Genomic DNA, 16,310 nt, shown 5'->3' on the forward strand with positions numbered 1-16,310 from the left:
GTTATTGATCCTTCTTTGGTTCAGATGAAATTGCTTGTTGATCATTAATCTTATCAACTGTTTTTTCATCTACATTTTGTACAAGATTTTGTTGCCCAGTTGAAACATTATTCTCAGCAACCACAACTTGCTCTTCCACGGAAGCATCAACGTTTTCTTCAGCAGTAATTTGAGTATCTAAGTTATTTTCTGAGACCGTTATATCATCGCCAGCATTTTCAGCTTGTTGGTTAGTCTGATCTTCATTAGTGACAGTGGCTTCCTCAGCTAGCACGGACTCATTCACGCCCCCTTCTACTGAAGTGTTGTCAGAGACTTCTTGGCTTGACAGTTCAGGATTAGCAGACATACCTACAACTTCTTGGCTTGGTAATTCTTGACTACTAGACGCATCTACAACTTCTTGGCTTGACAACTCCTCATTAACAACCATATTTCCATCTCCTTGATCCGATGACTCTTCACCAACAACTTCATCTACAACTTCCTGATTTACTAACTCCCCACTGGTAGACGTATCCACACCCTCTTGGATTTGAACATTTTCAGTAGACGCCTCATATGAATCTGTAGCAACATTTCCCCGTTCAGTATTAGCTTGATCACCTTCTGCCTCAATAGCTTGAGTTTCATCAGCACCAACCGAACCTAATGCATATACACATAATTCTTCCAATGATACTTTATTTTTATCTGCCAGCTCTTTTAGTTTTGCAATTGCATCCATAACCTGACTAGGTATGGTACCATTACGTTCTTTTGAAAGCCAATCTGCCTGGAAATGCAGTGGGTGATGTTCTGACTCCGGTTCACCTATAAAGATAGTAAAAGGCGACATTTGTCCGCCAAAATCACAGTTTATAGTAAATTTTTTCATATAAAGCCTTAGAGAATTTTCTCTATTTTATGACATAAAGTGCCAAGACCCTAGAAAGTCCTGAGTAAGTAAGTCAAAAAATTCAAAATTAGATTAATTTGCAATCATGCACTAGCAAAGGTAAGGAGATGAATACGAAAAAATCAATTAAGATAAAATTTTTGCTTAGACTGAGGTTAGTGACAAGTCTATTATGTGATAAAAGTATAAATAGCTCTAAATGATTGTAGGACTTCTAACCCCAGTCCTTCACAGTCAGGGAGAGCTAATTCTCCGATATCTTTTGATATCTACAATTTTATAACTCCCTATCCCTTCTACTTTTACACAATTGTTTTTACTTTTGAAAGCATCAAGCATATCTCAATAAATTTAAATAAAATTTTATTTGGACATAGTTAGCAAGAACTTTTAAATATAGTAATGTATAAAAGGTTTTGTAGTTCAGTCTGGTACCTCACCAGATACTGCACTACTTTACCACTGATCATTTTTACTGTGCCTCGAATTTATAGTTCCCTATCCTTTAGTGATAGCAATTTCTTTACTACCTTCCGAGGAATAATCACAGCCCGTACACAGTATCAACCTAATTTCAATAAATCTAGGTAAAATTTTTTCTTAAAAGTAGTTAGCATCAATTATATAATATGTTAAAAGTATAGATGACTGAGGAGGTATAACGCTGGCATAGATCCGGCGATATACTCCTTGCAGTCCCTTTTATTTTTTTGAGATTTCTCTTTTAACTAAAAACAAAAATATTCAGCTTTTATAAACGCTCTAATTGAAAGAGGAGTAATTTATATATTGCAATGGATTAATTGGCTCTTTACCCTTTTTAATAGCAACATATAATTGAGGCTCTTTTGCACTGCCCGTTTGACCAGCATGACCTATTACCTCCCCCTTTTTTACCAATGAACCCTTCGTTACAGTAATGTCATCAAGATAGGCAAGAGCAACAAAATAATCTGTATTTTTAAGCTTTATAATTATGAGATTGCCAAATTTATTATCATGTCCTGAATAAATCACTTGACCATCATACACAGATTTTACTGGATTACGTAATTTTGTTGCAACGCTAATCGCTTTATGATCATTACTGAATTCTTTAATCAAGTACCCATCAACTGGTCTTATTAAAGCTGAATTTAGGCCTTCTAAAGTTTTAATTTTTTTTACCGGAGTTTGTTTTTTTGCAATTGGAGTTTCTTTTTCTTCATTCTTAGCAGCTAAGATTTCTTTAATTTGTAAATCAAGCTGATTTGTTTTATCTTGAACCTCTTCTTTTTCATTTTGGACTTTCTCAGATTCAATTAAAGTGGTTTGTCTTTTATCCTCTGATTCAATCTCTTCCAAAAGGGATTTTCGTTCTTTATCTTCTTGTGAATAATATTGAGTTAAATCGTTTAACGCTTGAGCTTCTTTATACTGAATTGGAGCCGGTGGTTGAGTTGAACATGCAACTAGGAGTTGCATAAATATCACGATCAAGAAAAATTTTGTGGTTTTTGGCATAAATTATTTGTATTTTTGGTTTTCTTTTACTTCCCAAAACCTACGAGTCAGTGTATTATTGATAAGTATGGTTTATAGAGCTATATGTACAGGAATTTATGAGAAAAATCAAGAGTTATGCAAGAACGGTAGGTAAAGGACTATCTAATTTATGTCAATCTTTGATACAAAATATCCTACCAAAGTATCAAATAGATAAAGAAAAACTTACAAGCTTACCTAATCTACATATTGAAATTGGATTTGGTAGTGGAGATTTTATATATAATATGGCTCTTGCTAACCCTCATCAAAATTTCTTGGGAATTGAAGTTTATATGAACGGCGTGTGCAATCTATTAAAATTATGTCAAAAACAACCTTTAGATAACTTATTCATTTATCCAGGAGATGCAGACCATATACTTGAAAGTTTACCCAATAATTTTGTTGATGCTTTTTATGTTTTTTTTCCTGATCCATGGCCTAAAAAACGCCACAACAAAAGAAGACTTGTTAATAAAAATCGTTTGAGCATTTTTTTTACAAAACTAAAAGACTCAGGCATTTTCAAATTTGTCACTGACATAAAAGATTATTTTGATCAAGTGATTGAAGATGTAGGTGAGCAATCTTTGTTACACAAGAAAGAAATTTTTAATTTTAATAATAAAATTATTGTAAAAAAAACCAATAAAGCAGATAAAATGTCATTAGATCAACCCTTGGATATAAAAATACAAACTCAACAATTGTATTTTACCAAGTACTGTAACAAAGCCTTAAAAGAAGGACGCTCCGTTTTTTCTCTGGTTGGTCACAAAATCACCCCCTCGATTGATAATCTAAGGTTGAAAAATGCATGACTTAAAAAAATTTTAGATCTATTTTTACGAAAAAAGCTATTTTTTTCGAAATTAACAGTTGATTTAGTTTTCTAGTAAGTATAATGTAAATTATGTATACTAAATTAACCTCTTAATAATTTGATGATATGACTACACATAATACCGCCCTAGACGTTTTAGTAGTTGACGATGAAGATGATATTGCAAAATTGCTGGCTGAAATCTTAATAGAAGAGGGTTTCAGCCCAAGGATTGCACATAATAGCGATGAAGCATTTGCAAAAATAGAGCAAAAAGTACCAGCCGCAATAATTTTGGACATATGGCTACAAGGCAGTGAGATAGATGGTCTTGGAATTCTAGAAATAGTCAAAAAACGCTACCCATTAATGCCTATTATAGTAATTAGTGGTCACGGTACCATTCAAACAGCTGTAACTGCTATTAAACTTGGCGCTTATAATTATATTGAAAAACCTTTCACTCACGATAAACTGATGATCATGCTCAAAAGAGCTTGCGAATCATCAAGGCTTAAGAGAGAAAATCTAGATCTAAAAGCAAAAGTAATCGATAAAACTGAGATTATAGGCACCTCATCATGCGTTAATAAACTCAAATCTCAAGTTGAAAAAATAGCTCCTACCTCAGGCAGAGTCTTAATGACAGGTAACGCTGGAGTCGGTAAAGAACTATTCGCAAGAATTCTTCACAAAAAATCTAAAAATGCTAACGGACCGTTCATTAGATTTAGTCCTACTGGGATGAGTGTTGAAAAAATACAACAAGATTTATTTGGTGATCCTGAAAAAAACGATGTAACGGGTGTATATACTTATCGTACCAGTTTATTTGAAGCAGCTCATAACGGCACTTTATATATAGATGAAGTAGCAGATATACCCCTACAAGTTCAAATAAGGTTGCTACAAACGATTCAAAGCCAAAATATCGAAAAAAATGGCAGAACTATTAAAATTGAAACTCGCATTATTGCAGCCACAACCAGAAATTTAGAACAGGAAATAAATAATGGAAAGTTTAACAAAGACTTATATTATAGATTAAACGTTATCCCTCTTCATATTCCTGATTTAGCTGAAAGAAAGGATGATATACCAATTCTTGTCGATTATTTTGTACATCAATTAGTCAAATCATCAGGACTTAAACCTAGAATATTCGCACCTGATTCTATTGCTGCATTGCAGGCTTATAACTGGCCTGGCAACATCAGAGAACTAAGAAACGTTGTTGAGTGGTCTATGATTATGAATCCTGTAAATAATGATGAGGATAAAATGATCAGATTTGATATGCTTCCTCCTTGCGTGTTAAGCGATTCGGCTAATTTGGTTGCTACAAATTCTGAGCATTTAGTAGACGTAATGTCCTTGCCACTTAGAGAAGCTAGAGAAATTTTTGAAAAGCAGTATCTAAGCGCGCAAATGAGCAGGTTTAATAACAACATCTCTAAAACCTCTGCGTTTATAGGCATGGAAAGATCAGCCTTGCACCGCAAACTCAAGCTGCTCAATATCTATAGCAACAAGTTTAAATTAGATCAAGAAATGGGGAATGAACTAGCAAACTAGTTCATCCCCTTGATCAAGGATCAAATAGATTTTTTCTCTCTTAATCTTTAAAAGACATTTAACATATAGTACAGCCAAGCAAAGCACTACAATCCCTTTGATTATCAACATCTTAGCCATTAGATGGAACAGCATCACCCTCACCTGAGGATTCTGGCAACCACGGAGCATTTATACCATCCTTACAAAGATTCCCTAATCTACCCTGTTGATCTAAAGGTAAACATTTCATAATCTCTCTTTTTGCAGAAGAATCTTCAATCGTAACATCCTTAGAAGACACATCGCTTGTTTTAGGATGGAAGATATTTTTAACATAATTTACTAACCAATTCTCCTCAGATATAGAGGTGGTTGTATCTTGCTGAATATTTGCATCTTTTTGCTCAGGAAGATGATCTAGTATTCTTTTTTGTAAAACTTCTAAATTATCACTCAATTTTTCCAATAAATCAGGATTATCTCTTAATTCATCCCTCTCATATAACTCCGCAGTTCTTTTTAAAGTATCAGCAAGTTCTTTATGAAACCCTAGATCTTTCGGATTAGAATTAATTTCTTCAAGATGACTAAATAATATATCACTAGCTTTTTCGTGTAACTGTAAATAACTTTCCTTTAATTCTTCAAAAATACTCAAATTTTCAGATATATTCTTCAAGAGAGTATTAATAGATTTTAGAAATTGCTTTATCTCTAACGGATCTTTACTTTGTTTCACTCTCTCCACTTTCTCATGCACTAGGTCATTTAACCCCGCATCAAATATATAATTTTTTATAGCACTTTTAACATTTTCTGACCTAAATTGACCAGCAAATTTAAAAATTCTCATCATTCCTCCTAAACATACTATAGGACATAGCCCATCTTCTGTAATAAGCCTTGGTTGATATAGTACATCAATTTTTGACTCTAATTTTCGAAAGTTATCTTCTTGTATTACCACACCGGAGTTAAGCAACGTTAGTAACTCCTTAACACCATTCCTCATAGCATTAAAGCCTTCTTGAGATGCATTTAAAGGTCTTCTAAGAATTAAATTTAAAGAATCAGCGGTTACTACAGCACCTTTATCCAAGAGGAAATTAATACCCTCAACATCACAATACTCTACAGATATATTAAGTAAAGAGGAATATAAAATTTTATCATTTATTCCCCTTGTCAACACTTCCAACATTTTAATATTTGCGGCATAAGTAAGAGCAGTTTCTAAGGGACTTAAGCTTTGTTTATCTTCTTTATAATGAACATGTGCGCCCATATCTATCAACATTTTGGCTACCTCATCATGCCCATTTATTACAGCAGCCATTAAAGGCGTTGAGTTTCCTAATACACTCTCCTTATGATAACTCTTCTGATTGAAAATCCGGCTATTCATAAGCTCTATTACTTTTGCATCTTTTAATCTCTCTACTATAATTGATAAACTCTTAGGGTTACCTATAGACGCTGCGACATGCATAATGTTGCAATATGATGGTAGTTTCAATGACGCCATATAATCACTTGTATAAAACTCGGAATTGTAGTCTAACTTCGAATCTTTTTCTATCATTTCTTTCAACCCCAACTCTGGTCTATGTAAAGCTTGGAACAGCTCAGGATTTTTTTTGTTCAAATGCTCTTAAAGCGTTTTGCATTTCTTCTTTCATAAAATATAATTTAAATTAAGTATTTTATGATTAGAATAATAGAATAACTAGATAAAAGTCAAAAAGCTTTTTGACTTTTAAAGTTTGAATTAATAAAAAAGGATAGCTAAATTATTTATCTTGAGTAATTTTTTAGCCCAAAAGTTTAGTACATAACTCGTCAATAGCATGAGTATTTTCAGCAATGAAATTTTCGGCCAGGGTTAGCAAACCGCTAATAGTTTGATCACTACAATCATCCATGTTCTTTAAACTATCGGGTAGATCAACTTGAAATCTAAAATGATTACCTTGTTTTAACATAGCCTTCATAGCTGCCTCAGCTATAACACTATCAGCATCCATCATACTTCCAATAATGTCCCTGCCTTGAAGCCATCCTATGACACCATCATTATCCATCACATCCTCTACGATATCTTCAATATCAATTGATTTTTTAGCCCCATTTTCTTCTTTTTCTGTCCCTCTTTTTAATTCACCCGTTCCTAGAGACACTAATTCAATACTATCTAATGCCAAACTAGGTTGCATCAAGTAGGCCCCTGATATTCCAATTAAAGATGGATTATTAGCGTATATACCCCCATCAACTCCCTTATAGGTCACTGAATCATTAGGACTTTTAAATACTTTAGGAGGGAAAAGAGTTAGCGCTGCACTAGTGGCACCAGCAATATCTTTTAAGTAAAAATCGTTAACTTTATTACTTTTGGCAAAAAATGTACCACTAATAAAAGGCTTATAATTTTCTAAAGAGTAAATGGGCACAAAAACAGGACATACAGTTTGGCTTAACAATGCTTTCCCGAAAACTTCTTCCAGCATCTTGTCAAAATTAGATCTATTGTACTTGCTACCCCATAAACCGCACCCAGTTTGCATCTTCCAACAAACAGTTTGCCCAGCAAATATTTCCTTTGAACGATGCAAATATATATCTAATACATCTTTTGCAGATAAAGCGGGATCTCCTTCTTTATCAGCTTTTGCTAATGCTAAAGTAATCATTCCTCCAGTGCTAGTACCAGAAATTGCATCAAATAACTCAGCTGAATGCCTCCCAGTCCTATCCTCTATCTCTTGCAAAATTCTAGCGGGTATTATGCCCCTAACCCCCCCTCCATCTATTGACAAAATTTTCATATGCTATAACTATTTATAATTATCCTAATATAACAGATAGCCTAACCTTATACTAAATTAGTAAAATTTGTCAATATAATTTCCATTATAGCAATACTTCTACTAAGATTACCGGTTTATATTTTTGGCAACTGAGAGGTATCTTAATCACTATATTTTTTAGTTAAATATGATATAATACTTTAGAAATAACAAATCTTTATTCATATGAATAATTCTCACAATAACATCATTAAATCTAGCATAGCCTTTTTCCTGTTGCCCGTTGCTACATACTTTTACCAAGGATATAAAAAATCCAACAGCCCATCCACATTTGAACAAGCAGCTGACAACCTAGGATTCAAAGGATATAAGAAAGGCTCAAAAATTGTAAGCGCAAAAGAACATCAAGAAGCTTTATTGAACATTCTTCAAATGTCTGGCTATTTTACGCCCACAAAATTATGGCAAGGTATTAATGCATTAAATTTGAAAGATCCTGAAATAGTTTTTAATAAATTATATTCTGCCATCAAAAAATCTAAAGCTGATCAAAATTTTGATCAATTTAATCCTAAAATATTGCGCAAAAATTTTGGTAAAGGTTCAGGGTTAGACGAACAAGATATGAAGGATTTACTCCTTTACCTTTCGCAAAATGCTTTTAACCGTAAAATAGGGCAAGAACGAAATGAGCTTACATCTCTAAATTGGATGCAGGAACATGAAGAAGAATTTAATAAAGCTGCAGAAGTCTTAAAACTTATCGACAGACATGAACCAAGTTACCAAGAATATGACACAGCTTGGATCGCTGGAGCATCGCGTGTGGGACTATTAGCTCGAATTATTGATTATAAGTTTATTACTTCAAAATACAGTCTAACATTTAAGGAAAATCCCATAGTGCTAGCTGGAGCAAGAGAACTATGGGCCAATCTCGACGGTATTAGTCCTACAGTTTTGGCAAAATTAGAACATGCTAGCAGTCAAATAACTGATATGGATTTATTAGATGCAAGCGTACCAGTAGGCGAAAATAATGACCGTATCGAAGAAGGAAAAAGTTACATACCATATCTTGCCAAAAAAAATAAAATAAAACTTGATGAACAATCTCCATTAATCGAATATAAAACCGAAGAAGAGTGCCCTAAAGGACGTATGCCTGGACGTATTTATCCTAATTATGCTGATGGAGAACAAAATCGCCTAACAGAAACAACAATGTCCTATGACTTGATAGAAAAATATCTACCAAATAGCGTCGTTATTGATAGTCATTTGGGACCAGAACAAAGACCAAACACAGCAACCACAGCTAGGGATGCTGGTATGAACCTAGTTCAAAAAATACAAGAAGGTGAATACGCGTATCAAAAAGAACTTATAATTTTATTCGTTAGTAATAACCCTTACATTGAACGCCAAACTATAGTCTCTCAAAGAGAGGTTAATAAAATATTAAAAGCGTTAGACCTTGATTCTCAAGGTTATTCAATTAAACTTGATGGAGTAGGTTTTAAATCTAAGCAAGATGTAGTAACGGTACATTCGGAATCCGCCGCATTATTTGCTGAGCGCTATAAAGATGCATGCGATAATTCTACATGCAAAAGACCTATTGAAACATTACTATTCCAAACTAGAGATACTACTCCACCTACTGACATTCCAGAAGAATTCTTAGATACACCGACTTATTGGGACATGAGTGGTTTATCAGGACTATTCCAAGATGCCTGGGACTTGGTATTGCCATAGAACAATACCAAAACATTTAATGCCTAAACTACACATTTCTTATCATTTAGACCAAACCATAACTTTGTTAATAATGTCATAATTATTAAAGCGTTACTTAAGATTTTAAAATTAAAAAAACATGTTAAACTTAATATTAAGTCTAAGTAAACAAGTAGAAAATAAACAAAAAGGTATTAATGATGGGTAATATTCCTATAGAACTTGTGAATGCATTACAAAATAACCAGGTTCAAACAGCTATTGAATTATTAAAGAATACAGATAATATTTCTCAATTAAGAGACGATAATAATAAAAGTGCTTTACATTTTGCAGCAGCCTATGGTTGCCTGGAGGCAGTAAGATACCTAACGCAAGAACTAGAGGCCAACATTGAGACCCTAGATCAAGACGGCGTCACTCCCCTATTTATTGCTGCGGCAAAAGGCCATCTTGAAGTAGTAGAACACCTCTTGGAGAAAGGAGCTAACATTGAAGCTACATTTTCAAATGGGTTTACTCCTCTATTTGTTGCTGCGGCAAATGGCCATCTTAAAATTGAAGCTACACTTTCAAATGGGGCTACCCCTCTTTATCTTGCTGCAGAAAATGGCCATCTTAAAGTAGTAGAACACCTCTTGGAGAAAGGAGCTAACATTGAAGCTAAAGATCAAGATGGGACCACTCCTCTATGTGTTGCTGCGGCAAATGGCCATCTTAAAGTAGTAGAACACCTCTTGGAGAAGGGAGCTAACATTGAAGCTAAAGATCAAGATGGTGATACCCCCACCCCCCTGCATATTGCTGCAGAAAATGGCCATCTTGAAGTAGTAGAACACCTCTTGGAGAAGGGAGCTGATATTGAAGCCAAAGATCAATATGGTGGTACTCCTCTATGTGTTGCTGCGGCAAATGGCCATCTTAAAGTAGTAGAACACCTCTTGGAGAAGGGAGCTAAAATTGAAGCTATACTTTCAGATGGGGCTACCCCTCTGTATATTGCTGCAGAATATGGCGAGCTTAAAGTAGTAGAACACTTCTTGGAGAAAGGAGCTAAAATTGAAGCTAAAGATCAAGATGGGGCTACCCCCCTGTATATTGCTGCAGAAAATGGCCATCTTGAAGTAGTAGAACACCTTATGGATAAAGGAGCTGATATTGAAGCTACACTTTCAAATGGGGCTACCCCTCTGTATGTTGCTGCGGCAAAAGGCCATCTTAAACTAGTAAAACACCTCTTGGAGAAAGGAGCTAAAATTGAAGTTACATTTTCAAATGGGGCTACTCCTCTGTATGTTGCTGCAGAAAATAGCCATCTTGAAGTAGTAGAACACCTCTTGGAGAAAGGAGCTGATATTGAAGTTACAGTTTCAAATGGGGCTACCCCCCTGTGTATTGCTGCGGCAAAAGGCCAGCTTAAAGTAGTAGAACACCTCTTGGAGGAAGGAGCTAACATTGAGGCTACATTTTCAAATGGGGCTACCCCTCTGTATGTTGCTGCAGAAAATGGCCATCTTAAAGTAGTAAAACACCTTATAGATAAAGGAGCTAAAATTGAAGCTACATTTTCAAATGGGGCTACTCCTCTATTGGTTGCTGCAGAAAATGGCCATCTCAAAGTAGTAAAACACCTCTTGGAGAAAGGAGCTGATATTGAAGTTACAGTTTCAAATGGGGCTACCCCCCTGTGTATTGCTGCGGCAAAAGGCCAGCTTAAAGTAGTAGAACACCTCTTGGAGGAAGGAGCTAACATTGAGGCTACATTTTCAAATGGGGCTACCCCTCTGTATGTTGCTGCAGAAAATGGCCATCTTAAAGTAGTAAAACACCTTATAGATAAAGGAGCTAAAATTGAAGCTACATTTTCAAATGGGGCTACTCCTCTATTGGTTGCTGCAGAAAATGGCCATCTCAAAGTAGTAAAACACCTCTTGGAGAAAGGAGCTGATATTGAAGTTACAGTTTCAAATGGGGCTACCCCCCTGTGTATTGCTGCGGCAAAAGGCCAGCTTAAAGTAGTAGAACACCTCTTGGAGGAAGGAGCTAACATTGAGGCTACATTTTCAAATGGGGCTACTCCTCTATTGGTTGCTGCAGAAAATGGCCATCTCAAAGTAGTAAAACACCTCTTGGAGAAAGGAGCTGATATTGAAGTTACAGTTTCAAATGGGGCTACCCCCCTGTGTATTGCTGCGGCAAAAGGCCAGCTTAAAGTAGTAGAACACCTCTTGGAGGAAGGAGCTAACATTGAGGCTACATTTTCAAATGGGGCTACTTCTCTATTGGTTGCTCCAGAAAATGGCCATCTTAAAGTAGTAAAACACCTTATAGATAAAGGAGCTAAAATTGAAGCTACATTTTCAAATGGGGCTACTCCTCTATTGGTTGCTGCAGAAAATGGCCATCTCAAAGTAGTAAAACACCTCTTGGAGAAAGGAGCTAAAATTGAAGCTACACTTTCAAATGGGATTACCCCCCTGTATATTGCTGCGGCAAAAGGCCATATTAAAGTAGTAAAACACCTCTTAGAGAAAGGATCTAACATTGAAGATACACTTTCAAATGGGTTTAGTCCTCTATTTGTTGCTGCGGCAAATGGCCATCTTAAAGTAGTAGAACACCTCTTGGAGAAAGGAGCTAACATTGAAGCTACACTTTCAAATGGGGTTACTCCTCTATTTGTTGCTGCACAAAATGGCCGTCTTAAAGTAGTAGAACACCTCTTGGAGAAAGGAGCTAACATTGAAGACACACCTTCAAATGGGTTTACCCCTCTATTGGTTGCTGCACAAAATGGCCATCTTGAAGTAGTAAAATACCTCCTAGAGAAAGGAGCTAACATAGACGCTAAAAATTCAGATGACTTTACTGCTGTTATTATTTGCTCCGTTTTTTCATATATTCAAAATCAAGATACACGAGCAAAAATCTTAAAAGAGTTAATCATCAGGGGTGCAGAATTGGATTTTTCTAAGATTTATTTCGAAGTTCAATTTAAAGATCAAATTGAGGACATTTTAAATGCTTGCAATGGCCAGCAAAAGATAGCAGTTTTAGCAAATATTTTACACGCTTTAGATAAGTATCCTAACGCACAACTAAATATAAGACGTGTTGAATTTTTAGATGAACTAAAATCCGCAGTCATGCAAACTGTAATTGATATAACCGAAAAAACTTATGATAGAGAAAAGCAAATAGAGATATGTGAAGATGTATCAAAATTAATAATTAAAACCATACCATTAACTAAATCACTTATAGAGTATCTTCAAAAAGTTGTTGTCGAATATCTTCCTAAAAATCAAGAAAGTAATAAGAATATTTTCCAGATAGTTTTTGATTATATCAGCGAGAAAAGGCAACCAATGGAGAAAGATCAGTCCAGTAAGAAGATAAAACTTAGCGAGCAAAGCAAGTCGATAGATGAAAGCCAAAAATATGAAAAAGAGAAGCCAAAAATAGGTACTGTGGGACAATATATAGGAAAATTTATTAGCAGTGAAGATAAAAAAATACTAAGCTACGATATCGTTCCGAAGCGTTATGCTTTCGAAGCTAAAAAAGCAATAGAACAACAGAAATTTTTAAATCAGCTAAACACAACCCTAAACAATATAGATAAAACGTCTCCAGAGGTTCTAGCACAATTAATAGTACAATTAGAAAAAGCTTTAGAAAAAGCTGATCAAGCAAATAAAAAGATTAAACTAAGCAGCATAGAACCAGAGTTAGACTCAAAGATGGATAAAGATGACGGAGTAGCAGAAACGAGCCTAACAACAGAAGATTCAGTCAAGCACGTCGGTGATAGCATTATCAATACATCTCTTACATGAACTGTTAGATAATGTTAATAAAATAAAGTGATTTTTTTGTAAAAATTTAACATACCTATAAAGTCTGATTACTTGCAGCCCAATACGTATTACTTAATAAATAGGCTACGGTTAACGGACCAACACCACCTGGTACAGGAGTTATAAAGCCATCTTGGCTCTTTACATCATCAAAATTTACATCACCTGTTACGTCACCATCTAGACCTTTATTTATCCCAACATCAATGACAATTGCCCCTTTTTTAAAATACTTCCTGTCAAAAAAATCCTTCTTACCAATAGCACATACTACAATATCCGCTGCAGACGTAATATCTGATAAATTTTTAGAGTAGGAGTGGCAGATTGTTACAGTTGCATCGCGCTGCATTAAAAGACCAGCTAGAGGCTTACCTATGAGATTAGATCTGTTAACTATTGCAATATGTAAACCACCTATATTAGGAGAAACTTCCCTTATAAGTCTCAAGATACCAAGCGCAGTACAAGGAATAAAATAATCATATAATGTGTATTCATAATTAAAATCATTTGATATATGCACCCTTGGAGCGCTATAAAGCTTTCCTATATTAATAGGGTTTAATCCATCCACATCCTTAGCCGGGTGAATGGTATTAAATATCTCTTGGACGTTAAGATGCAAAGGCACAGGCAACTGAACTATAATGCCATGAACTTTAGGATCAATATTTAATTCTGAAATAATCGTAAAAAGTACTTCTTGATCAACTTCCGCAGGCAACCTTATTAGCTCAGCATCAATGCCTATATTTGCTGCTTGCTTTATTTTAATACCAACGTAAATCTGACTTGCAGGATTATCTCCTATTAAAATAATTGCAAGTTTTGGTTTAATATGCACAATTTTACTTTTTAGATCATCCAAGATCTCTTGTGCAATTTTTTTGCCATCAATAATAATCACTAGTTCGGAATTCCTTTATTAGTAGAATACTCAAAATGCAACTGCTTTCCATCAAACACTTTGCTGTATGCGTGATGTATGGCGCTTGCAGCCTCAGCAAAACTCGTTAAGATTAATTTTAACTTACCTTCGTAATGACATACGTCCCCAATTGCATATATTCCATTACGATTTGTTTGATAGAAACAATTATCTACCTTTATCTTATTATTTTCTATCTCAAGACCCCAATCTTTAATAGGACCCAGATCCATCTTGAGACCAAAAAAAGCTAATAAATAATCTAGCTCAACTGTTTTGATTTCGTTTGTTATAAAATTCTGCAGCACAGCTTTCTCAATGTATCCACTTTGGCCTTCAATTGACATTACCTGATATGGAGTTAAAAACTGTATTAAGCCCTGATCCTTTAGATACATAACCTTTTCGAGACTGGCTGGAGCACAACGAAATTTATCTCTACGATGCACCAGATATATATTTTTTGCAGTACGCGATAAATTAATTGCCCAATCGATAGCTGAATCACCCCCACCAGCAATAAGAACATTTTTATTTCTAAATAATTCAGGATCTTTTACTGAATAAAATACAGACGAAGTTTCAAAATCATCAAGATTTTCAATCGAAGGTTTATTAGGTACAAAAGCACCATTGCCAGAAGCAATAATCACTATCTTACAAACAATTGTTAAGTTATTAGTAGCATTTACCTCAAAACGATTATCTGGTAATTCTTTAATATTTATAGCTTGAGTGTTGAAGTAATATTTTGGATTGAAAGGCGATGCTTGTTCTTTTAGATTAGAAATTAGATCTTTTGCAAGAATTTTGGGAAGACCAGCGATATCATATATTGGCTTATCAGGATAAAGCTCTATGCATTGACCACCAGAGTGAGGAAGTATATCTAATATAGCGGAAGACATACCAAGCATACCAGCCTGAAAACTGGCGAAGATACCAGCTGGTCCAGCTCCTACGATTAGTACATCTAAATCCATTATATTTTTTGTTTTACGCCTTCTCTTTGATTTGTTCAATATATGGAGCCTCTAACTCAGACTCATTTAATCCTATGTTAAATTCATCTGCATTTTCTTCATCTCCGAAATTCATCTTAAGACCAGGTTGGTTGATCTTATGATCTTTAAACATATAACCCCTACCCCAAATAGTCTCGATGTAGAAGTTTTCGTCTTCACGCCCACTAATCTTCTTAAGCTTACCTCTTAACTTACAGATAAATACGTCAACGTTTTTAGGGTTTGCTTTATCTTGTTTAGTATAAGAAGGATAAATGTGCTTAATAACTATATCCTTAGCAAGAACAGTACCTCTTCTTGTAATTAATAGATGAAGAATTTGCGACTCTTTATCTGTTAAGGTATCACGAGCGTTACCACACTCAATAGTTTTGTTATCAAAGTTAATAACAAGATCAGCTACTTTTAATGAATTGTGAACATTAGATTTTGTACGACGTACTATGGAATAAAGACGCGCAACTAATTCATCAATATTAAATGGCTTTGTTAAGTAGTCATCAGCACCAAGATTTAAACCTTTAGTGATGTGATCTGAGGTAGCAAGACCAGAAAGAATAATCACTGGCACTTTCACTTTAGCAGCCCTTAATCTTAAAAGCACTTGATAACCATCAAGATCTGAAAGCATTAAATCTAATATTATTGCACTATAATTATAGAGCTTAGCAGTCTCAATGCCTTCTTGACCAAGTTTAACATCATCACAAACTATTCCTCTTGAGGACAATGCATTTTTCAATGATTTGATCGTTAGTGGATCATCTTCTATTAATAAAACTCTCATATATTAAATATTCATTATAATGTTATATTTGATAACTTGAAATCAGCAATTTATATACCGATTTGTAGCTACTCGTATCTTTATTGTAATATTTATGTCAATAAAAGTCAACAGCAAATTTAGGTATATATATAAAAAATTAAGATATTTATAGTTTCAGCATTTTATGTGAAATGGAGCTAAGGATTTTATATTCCGCAAATTCCAAATTATCTCATCAAAGTTGTTAAACATCCTAATATTAAACTAAAGATAGCTTAATAATAAAATTAAAAAATAAAACAACTATTTCCGTTTTTGCTCAGCACACTTAACAACAATCTTTAGCGCACTCACAATATATTACATA

11 protein-coding genes are annotated in these 16,310 nt (G+C 34.6%); 4 read left to right on the top strand and 7 right to left on the bottom strand.

What is annotated here, in order from left to right:
- Position 1: 1 nt before the first annotated feature.
- Both phytr_RS03160 and phytr_RS03165 read right to left on the bottom strand, forming a co-directional pair.
- Entirely contained in the window at positions 2-877 is an 876-nt protein-coding gene (locus phytr_RS03160; RefSeq protein ID WP_106874440.1) for a DUF2610 domain-containing protein, read from the bottom strand.
- Positions 878-1,660: 783 nt separating this feature from the next.
- Positions 1,661-2,362 carry a murein hydrolase activator EnvC family protein gene (locus tag phytr_RS03165; RefSeq protein WP_158706842.1) on the bottom strand — a complete coding sequence of 234 codons (702 nt, stop codon included), beginning with the start codon at positions 2,360-2,362 and terminating at the stop codon, positions 1,661-1,663.
- Between the two features lie 137 nt (positions 2,363-2,499).
- Here phytr_RS03165 and trmB point away from each other — a divergent pair, with 137 nt between their 5' ends.
- The gene (gene trmB / locus phytr_RS03170) at positions 2,500-3,246 is read left to right on the top strand and encodes a tRNA (guanosine(46)-N7)-methyltransferase TrmB (protein ID WP_106874442.1); all 747 of its coding nucleotides are present in this window, start codon (positions 2,500-2,502) and stop codon (positions 3,244-3,246) included.
- 128 nt (positions 3,247-3,374) lie between these two features.
- The gene (locus tag phytr_RS03175; RefSeq protein ID WP_106874443.1) at positions 3,375-4,823 is read left to right on the top strand and encodes a sigma-54-dependent transcriptional regulator; all 1,449 of its coding nucleotides are present in this window, start codon (positions 3,375-3,377) and stop codon (positions 4,821-4,823) included.
- 112 nt (positions 4,824-4,935) lie between these two features.
- On the opposite strand, the gene phytr_RS03180 is transcribed toward phytr_RS03175, so the two are convergent.
- A complete protein-coding gene (locus phytr_RS03180; RefSeq protein WP_106874444.1) occupies positions 4,936-6,450 on the bottom strand; it encodes an ankyrin repeat domain-containing protein in 1,515 nt (504 codons plus the stop codon).
- A 166-nt stretch (positions 6,451-6,616) separates the two neighbouring features.
- Entirely contained in the window at positions 6,617-7,630 is a 1,014-nt protein-coding gene (locus phytr_RS03185; protein WP_106874445.1) for a patatin-like phospholipase family protein, read from the bottom strand.
- 207 nt (positions 7,631-7,837) lie between these two features.
- Here phytr_RS03185 and phytr_RS03190 point away from each other — a divergent pair, with 207 nt between their 5' ends.
- Entirely contained in the window at positions 7,838-9,376 is a 1,539-nt protein-coding gene (locus tag phytr_RS03190) for a hypothetical protein (RefSeq protein WP_106874446.1), read from the top strand.
- A gap of 179 nt (positions 9,377-9,555) precedes the next feature.
- Positions 9,556-13,197, top strand: coding sequence for an ankyrin repeat domain-containing protein (locus phytr_RS03195; protein WP_106874447.1), 3,642 nt, complete (start codon positions 9,556-9,558; stop codon positions 13,195-13,197).
- A 55-nt stretch (positions 13,198-13,252) separates the two neighbouring features.
- Here phytr_RS03195 and phytr_RS03200 read toward each other — a convergent pair whose 3' ends face one another.
- Genes phytr_RS03200 through phytr_RS03210 form a run of 3 tightly spaced genes read right to left on the bottom strand, consistent with a single transcriptional unit; the run spans position 13,253 to position 15,961 of the window.
- Positions 13,253-14,128 carry a bifunctional 5,10-methylenetetrahydrofolate dehydrogenase/5,10-methenyltetrahydrofolate cyclohydrolase gene (locus phytr_RS03200; protein ID WP_106874448.1) on the bottom strand — a complete coding sequence of 292 codons (876 nt, stop codon included), beginning with the start codon at positions 14,126-14,128 and terminating at the stop codon, positions 13,253-13,255.
- Positions 14,128-15,135, bottom strand: a complete 1,008-nt coding sequence (locus phytr_RS03205; protein ID WP_106875030.1) for an NAD(P)/FAD-dependent oxidoreductase — start codon at positions 15,133-15,135, stop codon at positions 14,128-14,130. Before phytr_RS03205 ends, phytr_RS03200 begins: the two co-directional genes overlap by 1 nt.
- Before the next feature lie 10 nt (positions 15,136-15,145).
- The gene (locus phytr_RS03210; protein ID WP_106874449.1) at positions 15,146-15,961 is read right to left on the bottom strand and encodes a response regulator transcription factor; all 816 of its coding nucleotides are present in this window, start codon (positions 15,959-15,961) and stop codon (positions 15,146-15,148) included.
- Positions 15,962-16,310: the final 349 nt, after the last annotated feature.

Source organism: Candidatus Phycorickettsia trachydisci, assembly GCF_003015145.1.
Classification (GTDB): domain Bacteria; phylum Pseudomonadota; class Alphaproteobacteria; order Rickettsiales; family Rickettsiaceae; genus Phycorickettsia; species Phycorickettsia trachydisci.

Excerpts from the sequence above, each read along its gene's own strand:
- phytr_RS03175 (WP_106874443.1), top strand. The coding sequence starts at position 3,375 with ATGACTACACATAATACCGCCCTAGACGTTTTAGTAGTTGACGATGAA.
- trmB (WP_106874442.1), top strand. The coding sequence starts at position 2,500 with ATGAGAAAAATCAAGAGTTATGCAAGAACGGTAGGTAAAGGACTATCT.
- phytr_RS03160 (WP_106874440.1), bottom strand. The coding sequence starts at position 877 with ATGAAAAAATTTACTATAAACTGTGATTTTGGCGGACAAATGTCGCCT.
- phytr_RS03195 (WP_106874447.1), top strand. The coding sequence starts at position 9,556 with ATGATGGGTAATATTCCTATAGAACTTGTGAATGCATTACAAAATAAC.
- phytr_RS03185 (WP_106874445.1), bottom strand. The coding sequence starts at position 7,630 with ATGAAAATTTTGTCAATAGATGGAGGGGGGGTTAGGGGCATAATACCC.
- phytr_RS03165 (WP_158706842.1), bottom strand. The coding sequence starts at position 2,362 with ATGCAACTCCTAGTTGCATGTTCAACTCAACCACCGGCTCCAATTCAG.
- phytr_RS03190 (WP_106874446.1), top strand. The coding sequence starts at position 7,838 with ATGAATAATTCTCACAATAACATCATTAAATCTAGCATAGCCTTTTTC.
- phytr_RS03210 (WP_106874449.1), bottom strand. The coding sequence starts at position 15,961 with ATGAGAGTTTTATTAATAGAAGATGATCCACTAACGATCAAATCATTG.